The organism is Alteromonas sp. 4NS20-0143 (assembly GCF_057542855.1).
Genome location: NZ_BAAJLR010000001.1, coordinates 122,772 through 145,336 on the forward strand (window position 1 = coordinate 122,772; position 22,565 = coordinate 145,336).

A 22,565-nucleotide genomic window follows, 5' to 3' on the forward strand; every position below is an offset into this window, starting at 1 on the left:
TGGGTTAATGGGTTAATGGGGTAATGTTAAGCATTAAGGCTAGGTCATTCACCTAGGTACTTTTTGATGCAGGTAATTAGGGTGTCTTTGTCTATAGGTTTGGTAAGAAAGTCGTTCATGCCAGCCGCCAAACACTCCTCTTTATCCTCGGTGAATGCGTTCGCTGTTAACGCAATAATGGGTGTTTTTAAGTCTAAAGTGGCTCGAATAGATATGGAAGATTCAATACCACTCATCACCGGCATATTGCAATCCATGAGAATGAGGTCAAAGGTATGCTTGATACAGGCCTCAAGGGCGTCTTGCCCATTTTTAACGTGCAAAATAATGAAGTTTTCTTGCTGTAAAAGTGCTTTGACAATTTCCGCGTTAATCTCATTGTCTTCCGCTAGCAGTATGCGTTTTTTCTTTACCTTAGTTTTTGGCGTTTCAGAAATAGGAGAAGGGCTGGCAAGTAATTTACGCAAATCTTGTTCTATTTCACGTCTATTGATGGGCTTAGCGTGTGAACGCCATATCACTTCCGTAAGCGTGTCCTGACCGTTTAGCCTTTCTAATTCCGCGGACACTACAATTATCTTAGGCAGGGCACTGTGCTTACTGTGTTTCAATTGTTCAATGAGGTCTAAACCACTTACGTCCGGCATTGCTAAATCGACGATAATAGCGTCGTAGTCAAAAGGCGTGTGGTTTAAAAAGTCGCTGGCCGAAGAATAGCAGGTACCTTCAATATGCAGAGAAGCCAATATATGGGCCAGATATTCTCTACTCGTTTGTAAGTCGTCGATGATGGCACAGCGAATATTTGCTTTAGACTGAACGGACATGGGCGGTAAACGGGCCTCCTGTGTGTTCATAGTAAATGAAAAGGTCGTCCCTTTTCCTACCGCTGAGCGCACGTCTATATCGCCACCCATCAGCAGCGACAGCTGTTTTGCGATGCTTAAACCAAGCCCCGTTCCGCCAAACTGGCGGGTAGTGGTTTGGTCGGCTTGTTCAAACTTTTGAAAAATTTTGTCAATGACACCTTCTTCTATGCCAATCCCAGTATCGATAATATCAAACGTGAGTAAAAGTGAATCGCCCGACATGGCGTGACTCACATTCAATGAAACGCTGCCGGATGAGGTAAACTTAATTGCGTTGCTCAGTAGATTATGAAGAATTTGTGAAATACGAGTCACGTCGCCCTCGATAATGGGGGGAAGACTAGCCTCTTTATGGTAATGAAACTCGAGCCCTTTCTTTTGGCAGAAAACACGTTGCAACGACACTACGTCATCTAACACTTGAAGCAGATCGACAGGCACTTTTTCTACTTTAATTTTGTTTGCTTCAATCTTTGAAATATCGAGGATATCGTTGATAAGAGAGAGTAGCTGCCTACCTGAACTCTTCGCTTTTTTAAGGTAGATATTGCTTTTACTAGGCGTATCAATGGCGAGTTCAATCATCCCAAAAAGCCCGTTCATCGGCGTTCGCAGTTCATGGCTCATGCTAGAAAGAAAGTCGGACTTTGCTTGGCTTGCCCGTTTTGCGTTCTCTGCTTCTTCCATAGCCACGTTCTTCAGTTTAGTGAGACGGGCTAATGAACGACGTATTTGCTTTTCCATTGGCGTAAAAACAAATACCGCCTCAATAATAAGCAGTAGTAAGGTTACTAACCAAAGATACAGCGCAAAATTTTCTGCATTGTTCACACGGGCGTTGGCCTCGTTTTCAAATAAGGTGACGGCCATATCTAAGTGCTTAAGAAGTTGCGTGGAATCTGCAATTATCGAAGATGAAGCAGATAGTTGAACTGATGCGTTTAGCAAAGGTGCTGTGGAGCATTCTTTATTGCTTTCACTGACTTCACTCATTGCATTGGTTGTACTAGATGCATTCGCAAGTTTGTTTCTGCCGCTTTTTACATAGGTATTAACGGCTTTATCGAGGTTTACATTCCCAAAATATAAGTCTTTGTGTGCGGCTGATAAATTATCAAGGGCGATGAGTTTTGCGTGGTTACTTTCGAGCTTATCTAATGAGGATGCTAAATAGCTTTTGGTCTGCGTGCTGCCACACAAATTAGTGGCTGACTGTAACAACGCAATTCTTTGAGAAAGCATTCGCTGCTGGCCGGCAATATTGATTATTTCTGCATCTTGACGCTGGTCGCTCAATAAATCGTTAATGATAAAAAAGGATAGAGAAACTGCGGTGGCAGTAAGCAAAAGGGCAAAAATATACTGAGACTTTATGGTCATTACAAACGCATTCGGCAAACCTTACCTTACAATGTAATAGACACACATTTTATGTGCAACTTGTCAGCTGTTTAATCTTATAGACAAGCTTAGGAAATTAGAGAAAATCGGAGAAAAAGTAGGGGGAATAACACTTTAACTATTTCTGTGTACGACTCAACTAGGCAGACTTCCTCTCTGTGCCATGTAAGAACCTCAAAGCCCTCGACTTACCTTTAGGTCTATCAGCTGGCGATGCAAAAGGCGCTTTAGACTCAGCAAGCACCTTATTAAAGGGCTTTTTTACCTTGCGCTCCAGTTTTTTAGGTTTATCAATTGGTGCTAGCGCTTTTTTGCTTTCAAAGAGTTCATCTTCGCTTGGCAAGCGAACCACACGAATACTACTGTGTTCAAAGTCTTTATTGATTAATCCTTTATCGGCATAGGCACAAAGAATATCTTTACGGGGATAAAGCCCCCATTTTTCACGAAAAACTTGTGCGTTATGGACAAAATCTAATAGATGGTTAACGGGGCATCGTGTGAGGTCACGTGCGGGAGAGAAAGCAATGGAAGGATGGTCGGTAAGTGATAATCCCACATTGCGGCACTGGGTGAAGAAGTCTTCGTCGTTTAGCCCGTAACCGTCGTAGGTTTCATCGAAGCCGTTGGTTTTTTCAAAGTCTGCCTTACGTATAAAAAACATTGCAGAAGCACTGCTATCGTTACTAAATTTTCCATGATTATTGTCCTGTTTGTCTACTGACCCTGTATTTTTTAGCAAACTCGCTTTCGGTAAAGCGTCGTTAAATGAAGTGTCGCTTGTTTGTGTTACAGAAAAAGGTTTATCTGTACTAATTTCGTTTTTGGTATGTAAAAGCTCAGCATACGGTTGATTGCGAGAGGTGATTGGAATAAAGCGCACCGGAGCTCTCATAATTGATGATGGAGCGAATGTTGATACCGCCTCTTTAAGGCATGCCGGCGAAAAAATAGTGTCGACACTGATATACGCTAACAGGTCGTTTTTCGCATCGAACATTCCTTTATTCCTTGCCTTCGCAATTGGGAGCTCTTCCTGGTTGACAAATTTATGTTCAATGTTGAACTTGTCGCTTGTGATTAAAGATAAATCAGACGGTGGTGTCATCCATACAATGAGTAACTCATCAGGAGTAGGGCTGCATGCCTCAAGCTGATAAATGAGGTTGCAGAGCTTTTCGGTTCTGTTCTTCACTATCGTTATCACACTTACTGGTGCATTCATTTAAACTATCCTTTTTCATCGCTATAAGAGGAGGCTTTTACCGGATAAGAGCGTGAACTGGATGTGCTCTTATACTTTCGTCTTAAACGACTGATTCTTAGCACTAGATAAGCAATAGTCGATCCATTGTTTAATTAATTGTTTTATATGGTTTTTTGTCTTTTTTTGCTTTGAAGTGTAGAGATGCGTTGCGCATCTTTGTAAATAAAAGGGTAAAAATTACAGGCAAATATCCACATCACTACAGGATAGGGTTTTTCACTTTATTTACACGATTAACGCTATGCGATAGAAGGGTTATTTGGTAATCTAACAACAATGGTTAAGTAATTATTTTTCAATAACTTATTAAAGTTATTTTTTTAGATTATATGCATTTAATACCAGTGTAATACCCATGTATTATCGATGTATTATCGATGTATTAGCCTTTTTTTAACCTTTAGCTATGCCTCACACGTAAAACTAAAGGGTCATCTTTTTTACTTTTATTTTCTTATTAATGGTGGTTAATTCTGTGTCATCCCAGTCCTCTGTAGAACTTCGACACTACGACAAGCAAACGCTACGCCTTGTCGATGTTATTTCAGGTATTTCACCTAACGCCATGCGCAGAGTGTTTGGCGGTTGGATATTCTTTGCTGCGGTGGTTGCTGTAATTGTTATTGTGGCCCCAGACCTGAGTACCCAGTTTGTTGGGCTAACACTTTTTGTATTGGTTGCCTTTACGCTTATCATGTTCGGCCAAAGCCGAATTTCAGAGGGGTGGCCTGCAATTATCAGCGACGACAACGTTATTGGCGTTGTTCGCGACCCCGTTAAACGAGAATACATATGCGTTGATAAATCATTAATTGTGGATGCGATACCCACATTAATAAAACCAAACAAAAAAGCGGTAGAAATTCAGCTACGCAGTGAACACCTCACTGTTGAAGATAATGAAGTTTTAAAACAAGCAGTGTGGCCGCGAGAAGGAAAATTGGTAGGACTCGCACATTTTAAACGCCGTGAAGATGCGTGTGAAAGCGTTATGTGGTGCACGAAAAAGTCGGCCTCAGCGAAGTCATAAGATGTAAATCGGAGCGCTTTCCCATAAGCCCTTTCACACAAGCGCTGCCAGCACGCAACGTTACTTCACTGACAGGTTGTAATGAGTGAGCCCCCAAATTGGGGGCTTTTTTGTATGCGAGCTATTTGGTTTGAGCTTGGCTTTAGTCCTTGTAACCGCTTTGGTCCTACTTTTCATTCGCCTCTTTAAGCACAAGCTCGGTGTAAAGTGGGTAATGATCTGAGCCAATATCAGAGAGCCTCTCTAGGTCTACTAGCGCAAAGTGTGAAGAATGAAAGACGTGATCTAGCGGCCATTTTATTAACGGGTAGTGAGCGTGAAATGTGTTGTAAAAGCCGCGTCCTTCCCTAGGATCTAAAAGTCCGCTTATCTTTTTAAATTTGCGAGTCGTAGGCGACCATGCCACATCGTTTAAATCTCCCGCAACGATGATAGGCCCCGCCGTCTGCGCCACTTCTTGTCCTACTATATTAAGTTCAATATCTCTTGGGCGAGCATATTCATTTTCTGTGGGGCTAGGCGGTTTGGGATGAAGAAACTGAAGAATGACACGCTCACCATCAACCTTTATGGCTATTTTTACCGACGGAACATCATCTTCCACTATAAAGCGAAGCGTGTGCTCATCAAATTCATACTTGCTGTACAAATGCATACCGTAAAGATTCTCCAAGGCGCAAAACTGCGTGTATGGGTAGTCTTTTTCAATAGGCTTTAACGCACGCTCCCACTTTTCATTTGATTCCAGGGTGACTACAAAGTCGGGCTTTTTATTGTTGATATGGTCGATAAGTTTTTGATAATTGCTGTTAGGCATAAAAACGTTACTGGAAAGAATGCTTATCGTACGCTGCTTTTGCGGGTTTCTTTCCCAGTGTACTTCTTTGCGATAAAGCCCAGTGTAAGGAAAAATCCAAATAGCCTGATACAGTAAACTTATGCCTAACCCTGCGACAAGTGCAGCATGCAGCCAAAAAGGCAGTGAAAGATCGTTATAGCAGAGTAGGGTGATAAGTACCGCAGTAATTAACACCGCGAGTTGTAACCTTGGAAATTCCCAGACCCTTACTAGCCAATGAGACGATGGCAGTAAAGGTGCAGCGCTAACTGCTATAAAAAATACCGAAAGTGATACAAGAAAAATGTCCATTAAATATCCATATTAACTGTTTAAGACTCACATAGGCTTAAGGCTGAGGTAAGCTATGTCTGTTCTATGCAAAGTGATGCAACTTGTGCAAGTGCTCAACCGCACATGCTAAATGCGTGCCTTTGAGTGTGAACATCCGCAAAAAATGCGTTTGGTTAAATTACTCTACTGGGTTCATCTTACCAGTACAACTGTGATAAACCCTATAACCACACTGACTAATGTCGAAAACATCTTATCTCTATGAACAGATCCTTCGGCGACTTGATGTACTAAGAACTCTAATACCTCAGTGCAATATTCAGAATTCAACCTGTACACCCAACACTCATCTATATTGAAGGATATGCTTCGCTATATAGGCGCTTGAGTTCGCTATATAAGCGCTTATATAGCTGCTTGAGATAAATAGGTGAGTTTATCAACTCAGCATTAATCTAAATGAGAATCAGTAAAAATTGCTTGAAAGTAAGCAAACTTTGCAAATATATCGTTCCTATTTGTAATTGGATTTAAATAAAGCCATATATAACAAGTGCTTACTGCGTTGGCATGAACTTAGCAACATATCTTGTGAGTTTCAACAAAGGAGAAATGTTATGAAACGTACAATACTATCTATTATTGTTGCTACATCATTGTCTACTGCTGCTGTTGCAGGTGATATGAATTCAGATAGCCAAACAGATAACGCATGGGAAAAAGGTGCCAAAGACGCATGGATTGATGGCAAAGCGGAAGCTACGCTGCTGTTCAATGGTAACCTAGATTCTTTTGATATTAATACCGACGTAAAAAACGGAGACGTTATTTTAACCGGTAAAGTCGATAACTCAGTGGACAAAAAGCTCGCTGAAGAGTTAGTTGCTAATATCGACGGCGTCATGTCAGTAGATAATAAGCTTACAATTATCGAAGACTCTGACATGGATTCAATGACCTCAGATATGTCTGACGACGTTGAAGACGGCGTCGATGAAGGTACAAGCGAATTGACTGATGCGAAAATCGCCACAGTAATTAAGACTCGTTTGCTGATGGACTCTGATATTTCAGGTTTTGACATCGACGTAGACGTTGAAGACGGCAATGTTGTGCTTACGGGCACCGTAGACTCTGATGCTGAGGAAGACTTAGCGGTAGAGATTGCGAAAAACGCCTCTGACGTGAAGAACGTTGAAAACAATCTCAAGGTTGTAACAAAAACAGCGATGAACTAATTACTTAGTTATATTGATAAAAAAGGGGCTTGCGCCCCTTTTTTGTGCTAATTATTTAGCTATTTAGCTATTTAGCTATTTGGCAAAATACTCATTCATTGCCGATTTCTTAAGGCCGCTTATTCAAAACGGGCGTTAAGCTTGTTTCTCTAGAGTTAATCTTTCTAGTTATTCAACATCTACAATTTTAAGTGTATTCGTCGCACCGACTTTTTCCATTTCATCGCCGTAGGTCAAAATAATACTATCACCGCTCTCCACTAAGCCTTTTTCTTTTAAACAAGCTACAACGTCGTGCTTAAGTTTGCCTGGCTCGCTGTTAGACGAGTCGAAAAATACTGGCTTAACACCGCGATAGAGGGCCATTGCGTTCAGCGTGCCCTCATGACGAGACATGGCGATAATTGGCAGTGATGTAGTAATTCGAGACATTAATTTCGGCGTGGTTCCGCTTTCTGTCAATCCTACAATTGCTTTTACGCTTGGCAAGTGATTCGCAGCATAAACCGCAGATAGCGCTATAGACTCACTCGTCGATGAAAACTGCTGATCCATGCGATGTTTGGAAATTTTTACGCTAGGGTGAGTTTCAGCTCCCTCGCAAACACGTGCCATAGCTTGAACAGTCTCAATAGGAAAACTTCCCGCCGCTGTCTCAGCTGATAGCATAACTGCATCTGTACCATCTAATACGGCGTTAGCCACATCCATAACTTCTGCACGAGTAGGCATAGGGCTATCAATCATAGACTCCATCATTTGAGTCGCTGTGATAACCACTTTATTGAGCTGACGTGAGCGAGCAATAAGTTTCTTCTGAACCCCAACGAGTTCTGCATCGCCAATTTCAACACCCAAATCACCACGGGCAACCATGACAGCGTCAGAGGCGCTAATAATATCGGTAATGGCGTCGTCAGTCGCAACGGTTTCTGCGCGCTCTACTTTTGCGCAAATTTTTGCATAGCAGCCGGCTGCTTCAGCAAGTTCGCGAGCGTAATTAAGATCAGCGCCGCTGCGTGGGAATGATACGGCAAGGTAGTCTACGCCAATGAGCGCTGCCGTTTTTATATCTTGCTTATCTTTTTCTGTTAAGGCCTCAGCTGACAAACCACCGCCCTGGCGGTTAATGCCTTTATTATTAGACAGCTTGCCGCCAACGGTAACTTCTGTAATTACCTTTCGACCTTCTACACCCGTTACCTTTAACTGTATGCGTCCATCGTCCAGTAATAGAATATCGCCAGCAGACACATCATCAGGTAGTGCTTTATAATCTATGCCTACGTGATCAACTGTGCCTTCATCTCGCTCAAGTTCAGCGTCTAATACAAACTTTGCACCAATCTGTAATTTAACGGCGCCTTCTTGGAATCGGGCAACGCGAATTTTAGGTCCCTGCAAATCACCGAGTATTGCCACATATTTACCCAGGCTTCTCGCCGCTTCACGAACACGTTTTGCGCGCTCAATGTGGTCTTCTGCTTGTCCGTGAGAAAAGTTCATGCGGACCGTGTTTGCTCCGGCAGCAATAAGTTCTTTAATTTTTTCAAGTGAATCGGTTGAGGGGCCTAATGTGGCAAGAATTTTGGTTCTTCTGGTCATGGGATTCCGTCGCTGCTTCTTTTATAGAAAAGATGGGTAAAGCTGATCTTTCAACACAATGAGCGCTGTAATCGCTTTACGTAATTTTATTACAGAATAGTAGAGTATTTTGACAAAAATGTGAATGGAAGAAAGAAAAACTCCCCACTGGCTTGACCAGTTGTCGTTAACTTTCCTCTATTTTGCGAGAAACAGATTAATAATCGCGGTAACGTTTGAGTATAGGTTACTGACGCTTACACGCAAGCGTCAGTCATGTATAAGTAAAAGAGAAGGGCATGGAAAATAATTGATAGAGAAAAGAGCGAAGAAAGAGGCGTAACCCCTAGCCATCCCTTTTTTCGTAACGAGAACCACGCAGTGTATCTTTCACCCGTTTTAGATTTTCTCTGAATTTATTACCACGGCGAAGCGTAAATCCGGTAGCAAGCACATCGATGAGGGTCAGCTGTGCAATGCGCGATGCCATTGGCATGTACATGTCGGTGTCTTCAGGTACTTCTAGCGATAATACGTAGCTGCACTCCTGCGCCAGTGGGCTATCAGCTGATGTTATGCCAACAACGGTGGCGTCGTTCATTCGCGATATCTGCGCAATTTCTACCAAGCTTTTAGTGCGACCTGTGTGACTTATCAGCACCACAACGTCCCCAGCCGAGCAATTCATACAGCTCATTCGCTGCATCAAAATATCTTCAAAGTAAACAACGGGCACGTTAAACCTGAAAAACTTGTTTAACGCATCGTGAGCTACAGAGGCCGATGCACCAAGACCAAAGAAAGAAATCTTCTGTGCTTGAGTAAGCAAATCAACAACGCGATTGACCACATTGACATCTATCGACTGTCTCGCTACTTCTAAAGAAGCCATTGTCGATTCAAAGATTTTGTTGGTATATTCGTCTGGGCTGTCGTTCTCGTCAACATGACGGTTCACGTAGGGCGTACCGTTTGCGAGACTTTGCGCCAAATGGAGTTTAAAGTCCGGAAAGCCTTTAGTATCTAGTCTGCGGCAAAATCGATTCACAGTTGGCTCGCTGACATCCGACATTTTAGCTAAGGTTGCTATACTTGAATGGATGGCAGTTTGAGGATTAGCAAGTATAATCTCAGCAACTTTCTTTTCTGATTTGCTAAACGCAGCTTTGTTTTGAGTTATTTTTTCTAAAATGTTCATACAGATACGGCAAGTAATTGGCTCGGTTTATTGTAAGGTACACCCTAATAGTACCCAATGTGAAAGCTGTGACAAGAAAAATGTAATTTTTTAACATTTTTTGTACTGTAAATGGTAATAGACAGGGGTCTATATCATCGAAAAGTAAAGAATCTCATCGTATAGTTTGTAGAAGTTGTAATTTTACTACATTTGGTGTTAACTATACGGTAATAATAGTCGTTAGTGTTGTAAATAAAGAACCAACACGGCACTTAAAACCACATTTAAAAGGTCGACGAATATGGTAATGGATAATTCCTACGAACCCTGTGATTTTGTACTCTTCGGTACACTTGGGGATCTTTCACGACGCAAGCTGTTGCCATCACTTTATCAGCTTGAAAAAGCGAATTTAATGCACCCTGAAACCACTATTGTGGGTGTTGCTCGCCATGATATGTCTTTGGAAGATTACATTGAAGAAGTGCATACAAACTTAGTCAAGTTTGGCGAAAAAGAGCTGTGTGAAGCGACATGGGAAAGAATGCGCGCTCGCCTTCATTACGCGTGTGTTGATATGAAAAATGTCGACAGCTACTGTGTGCTAGACGACCATGTAGACCCATCTCGTACCATGGTGTGTTATTTAGCAACACCGCCTGCTATTTATGGTGATATCTGTCGTGGTTTGCACAGCTGCAAAATTATTGATTCAAGCGTACGCGTTGTACTTGAAAAGCCAATTGGTCATGATCTTGAGTCGTCGAAAATAATCAACGAACAAGTTGCAGAGTACTTCGACGAGAAGCAGATTTACCGCATTGACCACTATCTTGGTAAAGAAACAGTACTTAACCTAGTGTCGTTGCGTTTTGCAAATTCAATATTCGCCACAAACTGGGATCATAACTGTATAGACCATGTGCAAATCTCAGTGGCTGAGTCTGTGGGTATTGAAGGCCGTTGGGGTTACTTTGATGACGCCGGTCAAATGCGTGATATGGTGCAAAATCATTTGCTGCAGATATTGAGCTTAGTGGCCATGGAGCCACCAACAACACTAGACGCAGACAGCATTCGTGACGAAAAACTTAAGGTGCTTAAGGCGCTTCGTCCGATCAATGCCACTAACATCAGTGAGAGTATTGTTCGCGGTCAGTACACATCCGGTTTTGTGAAAGGTGAAGAAGTACCTGGATACCTTGAAGAAGATGATGCCAACACTCAAAGTAAAACTGAAACGTTTGTTGCTATCAAAGCTGAAATAGATAACTGGCGCTGGGCAGGTGTTCCATTTTATTTGCGCACCGGTAAGCGCATGCCAAATAAGGTGAGTGAAGTTGTTATTTACTTCAAACGACAGCCTCACAACTTGTTCGGCGACAGCTTCAAGAACTTACCACCGAATAAATTAGTCATCCGTCTACAGCCAGATGAAGGCGTAGAAATTACCGTAATGAACAAAGTGCCGGGTTTGACTAACTCGGGCTCTATGGACCTTCAAAAGTCGAAGCTTAACCTAAGCTTTTCAGAAGCGTTTGCAGATGAGCGCATTCCCGATGCCTACGAAAAGCTATTGCTAGAAGTTATGCTGGGTAATCAGGCGCTGTTTGTTCGTCGCGATGAAATTGAGCAAGCGTGGACGTGGGTCGATTCAATACTCGATGCGTGGAAGTCATCAAATGAGCCTCCAGAGCCTTATCAGGCAGGTACCTGGGGCCCAGTAGACTCCATTGGTCTGTTAGCGCGTGAAAATCGCAGCTGGTACGAAAGCAAAACGGTAAAGAAGAAATAATATGGCACTCACTACATTATCATTCGACAACCCAGATGCGCTTACCAGCGCGTTTGCTGAAGATTTAGTTAGTATCCTTAAAACAGGTATTAAAACCCGTGGCCGTGCGTCGCTTATTGTTAGCGGTGGTCGCACGCCGTTAGCGTTGTTCAAGCAGTTGAGCGACACCGACCTTGAGTGGGATAAAGTAGACGTTACTCTTGCTGACGAACGTTGGGTAAATGAAGACCACGACGCCAGTAACACCAGTTTAGTAAAAAATAACCTTATTCAAAATAAGGCCGCAGCCGCACGCTTTGTTGAATTAAAAAGCGATGTAGAAGATGCAAACGAAGGTGTGAATGTTGCCGAGCGTAATTTAGCCAGCATGTCTCAGCCTTTCGATGCACTTATTTTGGGGATGGGGGAAGACGGTCATACTGCATCGCTTTTCCCATGTTCAGAACAGGTTAACGACGGCCTTGATATGAGCAGCGGGCGAACCTGTATCGCTGTTCAACCTACAACAGCACCTCATCAACGTATTTCACTAACGTTACCCGCTTTACTCAATAGCAGAAATATTTTCTTGCACCTTACCGGTGAGAAGAAAAAACAAGTGCTACTCGACGCTATTGAAAACGCCACCGAAGCGCAAAAGCCCATCACAGCCGTTGTCAATAGAGCGCCGGTTACCTTGATGTGGGCGCCATAGGAGACAAGAAATGAACCCAAAAATTGCCGAAGTCACGCAACGCATTATTGAGCGTAGCAAAGAAACGCGTAAAGCGTATTTAGAGAAAATAGAAAAGGCTCGTCGCCAAGGCCCACATCGCGGTGTGTTATCTTGCGGTAACCTTGCCCACGGTTTTGCCGCATGCGGCACAGAAGAAAAGGGCGACTTGCGTTCAATGACGAAAGCAAACGTTGCTATTATTTCTTCATACAATGACATGCTTTCAGCGCATCAGCCTTACGAGTCTTATCCCGCTATTATCAAAGAAGCGATAAAAGAAGTGGGCAGTGTGGCCCAGTTCGCCGGTGGTGTGCCTGCTATGTGTGATGGTGTAACTCAAGGTCAGTCTGGTATGGACCTGAGCCTAATGAGCCGTGACAACATTGCACAAGGTGCAGCAATAGCGCTTTCCCATAATATGTTTGATAGTGCCATGATGCTGGGTATCTGTGACAAAATTGTCCCTGGATTACTCATGGGTGCATTAACCTTCGGCCACCTACCAACGGTATTCGTTCCTGCAGGACCAATGCCTTCTGGATTGCCGAATAAAGAAAAAGCACGAGTTCGCCAAGAATTCGCGGAAGGTAAAGTGGGCCGTGACGCGCTGTTAGAAGCTGAATCACAGTCTTACCACTCGGCAGGAACGTGTACGTTCTACGGAACAGCAAACTCTAACCAGCTTGTGGTAGAAATGATGGGGCTGCATTTACCGGGCTCTTCATTTGTTAACCCAGGAACGCCTTTGCGTGAAGCGCTAACCAAAGCCGCTGCAGTGCAAGCAACTCGGTTGACTGATTTAGGCGACAACTACACGCCAATTGGCCATATTGTCGATGCTAAAGCTATTGTTAACGGCCTCGTGGGCTTGTTAGCCACAGGCGGTTCAACAAACCACACCATGCACTTAATTGCGGTAGCTCGCTCAGCTGGCTATATCGTTAATTGGGATGACTTCTCAGACATCTCTAACGCAGTGCCGTTAATGACGCGTATTTACCCTAACGGTTCAGCCGATATTAACCACTTTGTAGCTGCTGGCGGTATGTCATTGCTAATGAAGCAGTTGCTTGACGCTGGTTTACTGCACAATGATGTTAAGACAATTTGTGGCGAAGGCTTAGACTTCTACACCAAAGAGCCAAAACTTGTTGACGGTGAATTAGAATGGCGCGACGGTCCAACTGAATCACTTGATAAAGAAGTACTGGCAACCGTTGAAAAACCGTTTAAACCAGACGGTGGATTAAGTGTACTTGACGGTAATTTAGGCCGTGGCGTTATTAAAACGTCTGCTTTACGCACGCCACACTGCACACTGAAAGCGCCGGCAGTGGTATTTGAAGATCAGTTCGAATTAGACGCAGCATTTAAAGCGGGTAAATTAGACCAAGACTGTATCGTGGTTGTTCGCTTCCAAGGTCCATCTGCCATCGGCATGCCAGAGCTTCACCGCTTAACGCCTCCATTAGGTGTATTGCAAGATAAAGGCTTTAAGGTTGCGCTAGTCACCGACGGTCGTATGTCTGGAGCGTCAGGTAAAGTGCCAGCTGCTATTCATGTAACCCCAGAAGCCTATAAAGGCGGTTTACTTGCTAAAGTGCACGAAGGCGACATGATTGAGCTCAATACGGAAACAGGTGCACTGACTCTTCATGTTGATGATGCAACATTGGCAGCCCGTGAACCAGCTCCTGCTAATTTAGCGAGCCACCATGTTGGAATGGGTCGCGAGATGTTTGCCGGAATGCGCGCAATACTGACTGGCGCTGAAGAAGGAGCTTGCTCTCTTTTTTATACTCAGGAGCAAGTGTAATGAGCCAGAGATTTGTGGCTGACGTTGGCGGAACCAATATTCGTCTGGCTCGGGTTACCGAGTCTGGCGTAGCCGACATTAAAAAATATATGTGCGAAGAATTTGCCAGTATCGATCTAGCCATTGCACAGTATTTTTCAGATATGCCTCATGTTTCCTTTAGCGAAGGCTGCATTGCTATTGCGTGCCCCGTACTTGGCGATCAGGTAGAAATGACCAACCACAGTTGGGCGTTTTCACAAAATGCGTTGCGTTCACAGCTCAAGCTAGATGCACTGTTTGTGATAAACGATTTCACTGCAGTAGCTCACTCACTTCCTGTGCTAAGTAGCGACCAAGTTATACAAATTGGTGAGGGTACTGCCACTGAAAACGGCAACATTGCTGTTTTCGGCCCAGGCACAGGCCTTGGTGTTGAGCATATCACCATGACGGATTCAGGGTGGCAGACGTTAGACGGAGAGGGTGGTCATATCGACTTCGCTCCGGTTGATGAAACTGACATTGTTGTTTGGCGTCATTTGCAGTCTTCTTTTGGAAGAGCATCCGCTGAAGAAGTGATGTCGGGTCGTGGAATTTTGAACATTTACACGGCACTTGCTAAACATGCTGACAAGCCGGTTGCTTTTCAAGAGCCAGCGCAAATTACTGACGCAGCCCTTGCAGGAACCTGCGAGATATCTGCAGCTGCCCTTACTCAGTTTTGCCGAATAATGGGAAGTTTTGCCGGTAACTTGGCACTGAATATGGCAACCACTGGAGGTATCTTCATTGGCGGCGGTATTGCTAACCGCTTTCCAGATTTTATACACAATAGTGACTTCAGAGCGAGATTCGAAGCTAAAGGTCAAATGAAGCACTATGTAAAAGATATTCCTACCTATTTGATAGCAGAGCCTGATCATGGCCTTTTAGGCGCAGCTGCTTATCTGAATCAAAACACAGCGAGTTAAATTATGACGACTAAATGGAAGTACACTCCAGAGGAAATTTTTGCGGCCGGACCTGTGGTTCCTGTATTGGTTATCAACGACGTAGAAAAAGCCGTTCCTTTGGCAAAAGCGCTGATGGCCGGTGGAATAAAAGTGCTAGAAGTTACCCTTCGCACACCTTCTGCCATTGACGTTATTAAGCGTATTGCGCAAGAAGTACCTGACTCTCTGATTGGCGCCGGTACAGTAACCAATGCACAGCAGCTAAAAGCAGTTGTTGATGCGGGTGCTAAATTTGCTATTAGCCCTGGTATGACTGCTGATTTATTGAAAGCGGGTATGGACGCAGAAATACCGCTGATTCCAGGTATTTCATCAACGTCAGATTTAATGAAGGGTAAAGATGCGGGTTACACGCATATGAAATTTTTCCCTGCTGAAGCATCTGGCGGCGTGAAAGCTATTAAATCAATCAGCGGCCCGTTTCCAGACGTGACATTTTGTCCTACTGGCGGCATTGGCCCTAATAACTACAACGATTACCTTTCACTGAATAACGTGAAATGTGTGGGTGGTTCGTGGTTAGCACCTGATGACGCGATTGAGTCAGGTGATTGGGACCGTATTACGCAGTTAGCGAAAGAAGCGGTTGCCGGTGCAAAGCATTAATTATACTGGCTTAAGCACAAGCTAAACGTATCAGCATTAAAAAACCTGCCAATTGGCAGGTTTTTTGTTTTACTCAATGGGTGTATGTCTGACGTTTCACCCACGCTACACTTTAGACTTATTTCGGTACTATTATCTGAGCCAGTTCAAACTTTTCTCCCGGCTCAAGCTTAAGCCCTTTTGTTACCGACGATTCTACGCACAGCATATGCTTGTAGCCAAACGGGTCCATATCAGAAATAGACGCTGCACCTTGCCATGGGTTCCACACCACGAGTGAGTCGTTACCTTCTGAGATGACATCAGTAAATTCAGTGCTATCGACCGAAATGGTTGCTTGTTTTACCGCGGATAAGTGAATACGGTCTGTTTCGGCATCAATAGTGTAGGGTACAGGTGTGGGCTTTACCGCCCAGTCATCGAGCTTATCTTTATACTCACCCGTTATTCCAACAAGCTCAGTATGTTTAATATGGTCTACGTGAAAGTAGGTGTGTAATGCTGTGTTAAACGAGAAAGGAGCCACACCCGTGTTTTCAGTTTCTATGGCCACACGTAGACTTGCGCCTACGTGTATTCGAAGTACAACGTTACAGTCGTGTTCAAAGCCTTCTGCACGGGTAAATGAAGGGGTCAAGGCTAGCGTTGTTCCACTTTCGTCTTCTGACGACTCTGCGAGTTGCCACACTTGAGTTCGTAAAAAACCATGAGACGGCAACTCACCAGCCTCTTTGCCGTGGTCGTTAGCAAACCACGGCCAACAAATAGGGATACCCCCTCTGATAGGGCGTTCGCCGTTTAAATAAGCATGAGGGCTAACCCAGAGCCTGTCTTTACCGTCTAAAGCGGGCACAAAGGATAAAACGTGCCCACCGAACAAACTGATTTTTGCCGACGCAAACTCATTGTTGACGTTGAGAAATGAAAGTCCGTTAGACTCACTGATAGAAATTGACGGTACCGGCGACATAGATGCTCCGCTAAAAAATAAAGAAAATGAAAACGTAAAACTTAAACGACAGAAATAAAATAACAGAGCTTATACGTCAGAGCTTAAGCTAGAAGTGACGAAACATTACCACTGTCACAGAAACAAAAAAGGCGCAGATGTGACATCTACGCCTTTAGATTACCTTAACTGTAAAACAAATAAAGCGCTAACGCTGCAAAATTTGTTATTGCTAAGTTATTTAGAGATGTGAGCAACCAAATCAAGTACTTTTGACGAGTAGCCCCATTCGTTATCATACCAAGATACCACTTTAACGAAGGTGTCAGTAAGTGCGATACCCGCTGTCGCATCAAAGATTGATGTATTTGCGTTGCCAATGAAGTCATTAGACACAACAGCGTCTTCGGTGTAGCTCATAATACCTTTAAGCTCACCCTCAGAGGCTTCTTTCATTGCCGCACAAATATTGTCGTAGCTTGTTGGTGTTGCCAAGTTTACGGTTAAATCAACCACTGAAACGTTTGGCGTTGGAACGCGAAATGCCATACCAGTAAGTTTACCGTTAAGCTCTGGAATAACTTTACCTACCGCTTTAGCAGCGCCAGTTGACGAAGGAATGATGTTCTGGCCAGCACCACGGCCGCCGCGCCAGTCTTTCATTGAAGGACCGTCAACGGTTTTTTGCGTAGCGGTTGTTGCGTGAACAGTTGTCATTAAGCCGTCAACAATACCAAACTTGTCGTTAAGTACTTTCGCAAGCGGTGCAAGACAGTTTGTGGTGCACGATGCGTTAGACACAATGCTTTCACCCGCATAGCTGTCGTGGTTAACACCCATTACAAACATTGGCGTGTCATCTTTAGATGGCGCAGACATAACAACTTTTTTAGCACCCGCTTCGATGTGTTTAGCGGCTGTTTCTTTCGTCAAAAATAGACCTGTTGATTCAACAACTACATCTACGTTAACGTCACCCCATTTCAAAGAGGCAGGATCTTTTTCTGAGGTGATGCGGATAGTTTTGCCATTAACGACTAGACTTCCATTGTCCACTGAAACTTCACCGTTGAAAACGCCGTGAGTTGAATCGTATTTTAGTAGGTAGGCGATATAATCTGTGTCTAGTAAGTCGTTAATTGCTACAACTTCGATGTCTTGACGCTCTGCTGCTGCGCGCATTACTAGGCGACCGATGCGGCCAAAACCATTGATACCGATGCGAATTGTCATAACGTACCTCGAAAATTTAAAATAAAATGAAAATAAATTACGTAAAGTATGGATCAAAATGCCATAATTAGCAAAATAAAAAGATAAAGTGTTGCAAAATTACGAACAAATACTTATGCAAACGTATTCAGTTTCGCCAGCGCGTCGTTTCTAGAATAATGTTAAAAAATTGTTTGTAGACGCTTTCTGCAAGTTTGCCTATGCCAGCGTCTTTTGCCGAATTACAGGAATGACTCATAATGACAAAACAACTTCTGCAACAACTGGTTGAAATGCGTGGAATCGAGACTCACTACGTCGACGCATGGGGCAAGCCAACAACCATAGCAGAACCGAGTAAAGCGAAGTTATTGAACGCGCTTGGCTACGACACATCCAGTGATGAAAAAATTCAGTCTCAAATAGCTCAAGATGTTTCCTCCGTTTGGTTGTCGCCCCTTAATCCCGTTCAAGTAGTAAGAGCTACTGAGGCAATTTATTTGCCTGTGCGCTTACCTATCGAACTTGTTAATGACGAGCATGTGTTTGAGATTACCTTGGAAGATGGTAGTCAAAAACAGTACCCGTTTACGCCTGTGGACCAAGAAATGACGTCAATGGCCCATATCGATGACGTAGAGTTTCATGAGTACGCAGTGAAACTGCCTTTGGACTTCCCTCTGGGCTATCACAATATAGTACTTAAAGCCGACGACGACCAACTTGGCACCTCAAGACTCATCGTTGCGCCAGAAGCGTGCTATAGCCCAAAAGAAATCAAGGAAGGGAAAAAAATTTGGGGCCTAAGCGTTCAGCTTTATTGTGTACGCAGCGAAAACAATTGGGGTATCGGTGATTTTTCTGACCTAGCAAAACTGATTGATAATGCTGCGGGTGTGGGGGCTGACTTTATCGGTCTTAATCCAATACATGCACTTTATCCGGCAAACCCAAATGCCTGCTCCCCTTATGGCCCAAGCTCACGTCGTTGGTTGAACTATCTTTATATTGATGTCACTGCCGTTGAAGGCTTTGATGATAAATCCGTTCAAGATGTGGTCAATGCAGGTGACTTTGTCGACACCTTGAAACATGCCCGAGACGCTGAACACGTAGATTACGAAGCGGTAGCCAAGCTAAAGCTTTCCGCCCTATACGCCTTGTTCAATATCTACGATAAACAGTTTCTACGTGGCAAAACGCCGCAAAACAAAGCGTTTAATGCCTTTGTTGAAGCCGGTGGTGAGAGTCTTGATATGCTTGCGGTGTACGACGCATTGCAGTCTAAGTTAAAAGCCGATGGCAAAGAAAGCTGGGGATGGCCTGTATTCCCTAAAGCATACAAAGATTACCACAACTCTGCGGTTGCAAAATTTAAGAAAGATAACGCTCACGACGTTAAGTTTTATCTTTTCTTGCAGTGGGTTGCTGCCCAGCAGCTCGACATGGCAAGCAGCAGAGCACTTGATGCTAACATGACCATTGGTCTTTACCGCGACTTGGCCGTTGGCGTGAGTGAAGGCAGCGCTGAAATTTGGGGTAACAAAGATTTATACTGTACCGATGCAAGTGTGGGTGCACCGCCAGATATCCTTGGTCCGTTAGGCCAAAATTGGGGTTTGCCGCCCATGGACCCTCAAAAGCTCTACGAGCAGCAGTATCAGCCTATTATTGATTTGTTTGCGTCGAACATGGCGTCTTCTGGCTCATTGCGTATTGACCACGTGATGGCACTCCTTCGCCTGTGGTGGGTGTGTAAAGGTGATAGTGCGAAAGAGGGTGGGTACGTTTATTATCCTGTAGATGATTTACTTGGGATTTTAGCGTTAGAAAGTCACCGAAATGAAAGCTTAGTCATTGGCGAAGACCTCGGAACAGTGCCAGAGGAAATTCGTAGTAAGCTTGCCCAAAACGGCGTTTATTCATACCGTGTGTTTTTCTTCGAACAGGCCGATGACGGTGGTTTTTATTCACCAAGTCACTACCCTGAACAGTCGATGAGTACATTAACAACCCACGATATGCCAACGCTTATTGGCTACTGGCATTGTTTAGATTTAGAGTTGGGTAAAGAGATTGGGCTGTATCCAACGGATGATATATTGCAAACTCTGTATGCTGATAGGCATGAAAACAAGCAGGAGATCCTTAATACACTGCACGGGCATCACTCTATCCCAGAACATGTGGGACACGACGTCAATGTTACCGGTATGAATCGAGAGCTTAACAACGGTATGCAGGTTCACATGGCTGGCGGTTCCAGTGCACTGCTAAGCTTGCAATTAGAAGATTGGTTAGAAATGGATAAGCCTGTAAATATTCCGGGCACGTTCAATGAATATCCAAACTGGCGACGAAAGTTGACACAGAATATTGAGTCAATTTTTGAAAGTCATGATATAAATACGTTAGCGTCTAAACTTACTGCTGCAAGAAAACAAGCGAGTCATCGTTAAACTTGCAGGGTAATTTACTGAGAGGTGCGCTATGTTGCCTCTCACTATGACTTAGTTAGGCCCGCGTAACGCGGGTTTTTAATAGGAGTAACAAATGCAGTTAGTGCAGAAGGTCGTTGAGCAGTTTGAACAGGCAAAGTGTTCACAACCGTTTTCCCAATTAGGTGTTATCGAGGGTGAAGGTGAACTACTCCTTCGCATATGGCGTCCAGAAGCAACATCGATAACGATAACGTGGGATACTCCTGCACTGAAAGATATTTCGTTACTTCCTATTTCAACCTCAGGTTTATTTGAAGCTTCAATAGATAGAGACAGCGCTAGTCATGTTTATCGCGTTGTTGTTAATAAGGGGCAGCAACAGTACGACTATATTGACCCATATCAATTTAAAGAACAGGCTTACCATGCGGTACACTTCATCGATAGCACGCCGTTCAACTTGTATCAGCAGGCTGGCGCTCAATTGCTTGCGGTAGATGCATCAGATAATACATCCATAGACGGGGTGAGATATTGTGTGTTCGCACCAAATGCGTCGGCAGTATCGGTGATAGGTGATTTTAACCAGTGGGATGGTCGCGTTCATCCTATGGAAAAAACATCCATGGGATACTGGGTGTTGTTTATTCCAGGTATGGCCGAAGGTGAGCGCTACAAGTATCAAGTTAAAGACTCTCGTGGCTACGACCTTCCGCACAAAGCCGATCCTCTAGGATTCAGCGCTGAGCAATATCCTTCCCACGCATCAAAAGTGTATAACCACGACAGCTACACGTGGAATGATGATGAATGGCTAGAGAAACGAAAAGCGAATAAATACACTAGGCCCATGAGCATCTATGAAGTTCATTTAGGTTCATGGAAACGTCCGAATAGCGAGAGCGATGCACGCTACCTAAGTTATAAAGAGTTAGCTGATAACTTAATCGATTATGTTAGCGATATGGGCTATACCCATGTCGAGTTGTTACCTATTTCTGAGTTTCCGTTTGATGGTTCGTGGGGATATCAGCCAGTGGGTATGTTTGCACCCACAAGTCGCTTTGGCGCCCCTGATGAATTTAAGTATTTTGTTGACCGCTGCCACCAAGCAGGTGTAGGCGTTATTATTGATTGGGTACCTGCTCACTTCCCAGAGGATGGCCACGGCCTGGCGCGTTTCGATGGTACTTGTGTCTATGAATATGAAGATCCAAAGAAGGGTTGGCACCCTGACTGGAATTCATGCATTTACGATTTTGGCAAAGACACCGTTCGTCAGTTTTTAGTCGCCAACGCGTTATTCTGGTTAGATAAATTCCACATCGACGGTTTGCGCGTCGACGCCGTAGCGTCAATGCTGTACTTGGATTACTCACGCAATGATGGCGAATGGATCCCCAATGTGGATGGCGGCAACGAGAATTACGAAGCTATTAGCCTATTGCGCTGGATGAACGAAGAAGTCTACAAACACTTCCCTGACGCGATGACGATTGCTGAAGAGTCAACGTCTTTCCCTAAAGTATCTCGTCCTGTGTTTGACGGTGGTTTAGGGTTTGGTTTCAAGTGGAACATGGGGTGGATGCACGATTCATTGCACTACATTGCCAAAGACCCCGCATACAGAAATTACCACCACGGCGACATCACCTTCAGCATGGTTTACGCATTTGACGAAAGCTTTGTTTTGCCAATTTCTCACGATGAGGTTGTGCACGGCAAGGGAAGTATGTTGCGTAAAATGCCGGGTGACGAATGGCAGCAAACAGCGAATTTACGTTGCTACGCTGGGTTTATGTACGGGCACCCGGGCAAAAAGCTAAACTTTATGGGTAACGAGTTAGGCCAGTCTTCAGAATGGAATCACGATAGCGAACTAGACTGGGGGCTCTTGAACTTCGACCGCCATGCAGGGGTGCAAGCTGTTTACAAAGCACTTAATCATTTATACAAAACAACCCCTGCGCTTTATGAACAAGATCACCACGCCGATGGTTTTGCATGGATAGACCACAGTAATGCAGGGCAAAGCATCGTTTCATTTGTTCGAAACGCAAAGTCCTCAAAACAAAAAGTGTATGTCATTACAAACTTTACACCAATACCTCATGAAAACTTCAGGGTAGGGGTAGACTCCAAAAATGCGCTGACGCTTGCGCTTAACACCGACGATGAGAAGTTTTGGGGAAGCGGTATGACGGTATTAAGTAAAGCTACACCGCAAAAAACGGCGTGGAATGACAGAGACTACTCGGTAGAACTTACGATACCGCCCCTTGCGACAATATTTTATGTGGTTAATGAAAAGTAGCTATGAAAAGTAACTATGAAA

Annotated in this window: 16 protein-coding genes; 9 read left to right on the forward strand and 7 right to left on the reverse strand. The window is 44.0% G+C overall.

What is annotated here, in order from left to right; translation table 11 throughout:
* Positions 1–44 precede the first annotated feature (44 nt).
* Positions 45–2,249, reverse strand: a complete 2,205-nt coding sequence (locus tag AC27HD_RS00510; RefSeq protein ID WP_487103109.1) for a response regulator — start codon at positions 2,247–2,249, stop codon at positions 45–47.
* 160 nt (positions 2,250–2,409) lie between these two features.
* Positions 2,410–3,495: a glycosyltransferase family 2 protein gene (locus AC27HD_RS00515; protein WP_487103111.1), complete on the reverse strand. Its 1,086-nt coding sequence runs from the start codon at positions 3,493–3,495 to the stop codon at positions 2,410–2,412.
* 517 nt (positions 3,496–4,012) lie between these two features.
* On the opposite strand from AC27HD_RS00515, the gene AC27HD_RS00520 reads away from it, so the two are divergent.
* A complete protein-coding gene (locus AC27HD_RS00520; RefSeq protein ID WP_487103113.1) occupies positions 4,013–4,567 on the forward strand; it encodes a hypothetical protein in 555 nt (184 codons plus the stop codon).
* 166 nt (positions 4,568–4,733) lie between these two features.
* On the opposite strand, the gene AC27HD_RS00525 is transcribed toward AC27HD_RS00520, so the two are convergent.
* Positions 4,734–5,717 carry an endonuclease/exonuclease/phosphatase family protein gene (locus tag AC27HD_RS00525; RefSeq protein ID WP_487103115.1) on the reverse strand — a complete coding sequence of 328 codons (984 nt, stop codon included), beginning with the start codon at positions 5,715–5,717 and terminating at the stop codon, positions 4,734–4,736.
* Positions 5,718–6,316: 599 nt separating this feature from the next.
* On the opposite strand from AC27HD_RS00525, the gene AC27HD_RS00530 reads away from it, so the two are divergent.
* Complete coding sequence (locus tag AC27HD_RS00530) at positions 6,317–6,937, forward strand: BON domain-containing protein (RefSeq protein WP_269520315.1); 621 nt, start codon at positions 6,317–6,319, stop codon at positions 6,935–6,937.
* A gap of 168 nt (positions 6,938–7,105) precedes the next feature.
* Here the strand turns inward: AC27HD_RS00530 and pyk are convergent, their stop codons facing one another.
* Both pyk and AC27HD_RS00540 read right to left on the reverse strand, forming a co-directional pair.
* Positions 7,106–8,542, reverse strand: a complete 1,437-nt coding sequence (gene pyk / locus AC27HD_RS00535; protein ID WP_349377845.1) for a pyruvate kinase — start codon at positions 8,540–8,542, stop codon at positions 7,106–7,108.
* A gap of 325 nt (positions 8,543–8,867) precedes the next feature.
* Positions 8,868–9,719, reverse strand: a complete 852-nt coding sequence (locus tag AC27HD_RS00540; protein WP_071979900.1) for a MurR/RpiR family transcriptional regulator — start codon at positions 9,717–9,719, stop codon at positions 8,868–8,870.
* 283 nt (positions 9,720–10,002) lie between these two features.
* On the opposite strand from AC27HD_RS00540, the gene zwf reads away from it, so the two are divergent.
* From zwf to AC27HD_RS00565, 5 genes are read left to right on the forward strand one after another with little or no spacing between them, the layout of a single operon-like run.
* Positions 10,003–11,496 (forward strand): glucose-6-phosphate dehydrogenase, encoded by a 1,494-nt coding sequence (gene zwf / locus AC27HD_RS00545; protein WP_487103118.1) that lies wholly within the window; start codon positions 10,003–10,005, stop codon positions 11,494–11,496.
* A gap of 1 nt (position 11,497) precedes the next feature.
* Complete coding sequence (pgl, locus tag AC27HD_RS00550) at positions 11,498–12,190, forward strand: 6-phosphogluconolactonase (protein WP_334031222.1); 693 nt, start codon at positions 11,498–11,500, stop codon at positions 12,188–12,190.
* A gap of 10 nt (positions 12,191–12,200) precedes the next feature.
* Positions 12,201–14,027: a phosphogluconate dehydratase gene (gene edd / locus AC27HD_RS00555; protein ID WP_487103120.1), complete on the forward strand. Its 1,827-nt coding sequence runs from the start codon at positions 12,201–12,203 to the stop codon at positions 14,025–14,027.
* Positions 14,027–14,980 carry a glucokinase gene (locus AC27HD_RS00560; RefSeq protein ID WP_032096653.1) on the forward strand — a complete coding sequence of 318 codons (954 nt, stop codon included), beginning with the start codon at positions 14,027–14,029 and terminating at the stop codon, positions 14,978–14,980. Before edd ends, AC27HD_RS00560 begins: the two co-directional genes overlap by 1 nt.
* Before the next feature lie 3 nt (positions 14,981–14,983).
* Entirely contained in the window at positions 14,984–15,628 is a 645-nt protein-coding gene (locus tag AC27HD_RS00565) for a bifunctional 4-hydroxy-2-oxoglutarate aldolase/2-dehydro-3-deoxy-phosphogluconate aldolase (RefSeq protein ID WP_487103122.1), read from the forward strand.
* A 118-nt stretch (positions 15,629–15,746) separates the two neighbouring features.
* Here the strand turns inward: AC27HD_RS00565 and AC27HD_RS00570 are convergent, their stop codons facing one another.
* Together AC27HD_RS00570 and gap are read right to left on the reverse strand one after the other, a co-directional pair.
* Positions 15,747–16,598 (reverse strand): D-hexose-6-phosphate mutarotase, encoded by an 852-nt coding sequence (locus AC27HD_RS00570; RefSeq protein ID WP_487103124.1) that lies wholly within the window; start codon positions 16,596–16,598, stop codon positions 15,747–15,749.
* A 216-nt stretch (positions 16,599–16,814) separates the two neighbouring features.
* The gene (gap, locus tag AC27HD_RS00575) at positions 16,815–17,810 is read right to left on the reverse strand and encodes a type I glyceraldehyde-3-phosphate dehydrogenase (RefSeq protein WP_032096650.1); all 996 of its coding nucleotides are present in this window, start codon (positions 17,808–17,810) and stop codon (positions 16,815–16,817) included.
* Positions 17,811–18,049: 239 nt separating this feature from the next.
* On the opposite strand from gap, the gene malQ reads away from it, so the two are divergent.
* Both malQ and glgB read left to right on the forward strand, forming a co-directional pair.
* Positions 18,050–20,248, forward strand: coding sequence for a 4-alpha-glucanotransferase (gene malQ, locus AC27HD_RS00580; protein ID WP_487103126.1), 2,199 nt, complete (start codon positions 18,050–18,052; stop codon positions 20,246–20,248).
* Between the two features lie 94 nt (positions 20,249–20,342).
* Positions 20,343–22,544, forward strand: coding sequence for a 1,4-alpha-glucan branching protein GlgB (glgB, locus tag AC27HD_RS00585; RefSeq protein WP_487103128.1), 2,202 nt, complete (start codon positions 20,343–20,345; stop codon positions 22,542–22,544).
* Positions 22,545–22,565 lie beyond the last annotated feature (21 nt).

What these genes read in the sequence shown, in the direction of transcription:
- edd (WP_487103120.1), top strand. Translation starts at nt 12,201, where the DNA reads ATGAACCCAAAAATTGCCGAAGTCACGCAACGCATTATTGAGCGTAGC.
- AC27HD_RS00510 (WP_487103109.1), bottom strand. Translation starts at nt 2,249, where the DNA reads ATGACCATAAAGTCTCAGTATATTTTTGCCCTTTTGCTTACTGCCACC.
- malQ (WP_487103126.1), top strand. Translation starts at nt 18,050, where the DNA reads ATGACAAAACAACTTCTGCAACAACTGGTTGAAATGCGTGGAATCGAG.
- zwf (WP_487103118.1), top strand. Translation starts at nt 10,003, where the DNA reads ATGGTAATGGATAATTCCTACGAACCCTGTGATTTTGTACTCTTCGGT.
- AC27HD_RS00570 (WP_487103124.1), bottom strand. Translation starts at nt 16,598, where the DNA reads ATGTCGCCGGTACCGTCAATTTCTATCAGTGAGTCTAACGGACTTTCA.
- pgl (WP_334031222.1), top strand. Translation starts at nt 11,498, where the DNA reads ATGGCACTCACTACATTATCATTCGACAACCCAGATGCGCTTACCAGC.
- AC27HD_RS00515 (WP_487103111.1), bottom strand. Translation starts at nt 3,495, where the DNA reads ATGAATGCACCAGTAAGTGTGATAACGATAGTGAAGAACAGAACCGAA.
- gap (WP_032096650.1), bottom strand. Translation starts at nt 17,810, where the DNA reads ATGACAATTCGCATCGGTATCAATGGTTTTGGCCGCATCGGTCGCCTA.
- glgB (WP_487103128.1), top strand. Translation starts at nt 20,343, where the DNA reads ATGCAGTTAGTGCAGAAGGTCGTTGAGCAGTTTGAACAGGCAAAGTGT.
- AC27HD_RS00525 (WP_487103115.1), bottom strand. Translation starts at nt 5,717, where the DNA reads ATGGACATTTTTCTTGTATCACTTTCGGTATTTTTTATAGCAGTTAGC.
- AC27HD_RS00565 (WP_487103122.1), top strand. Translation starts at nt 14,984, where the DNA reads ATGACGACTAAATGGAAGTACACTCCAGAGGAAATTTTTGCGGCCGGA.
- pyk (WP_349377845.1), bottom strand. Translation starts at nt 8,542, where the DNA reads ATGACCAGAAGAACCAAAATTCTTGCCACATTAGGCCCCTCAACCGAT.
- AC27HD_RS00530 (WP_269520315.1), top strand. Translation starts at nt 6,317, where the DNA reads ATGAAACGTACAATACTATCTATTATTGTTGCTACATCATTGTCTACT.
- AC27HD_RS00560 (WP_032096653.1), top strand. Translation starts at nt 14,027, where the DNA reads ATGAGCCAGAGATTTGTGGCTGACGTTGGCGGAACCAATATTCGTCTG.
- AC27HD_RS00540 (WP_071979900.1), bottom strand. Translation starts at nt 9,719, where the DNA reads ATGAACATTTTAGAAAAAATAACTCAAAACAAAGCTGCGTTTAGCAAA.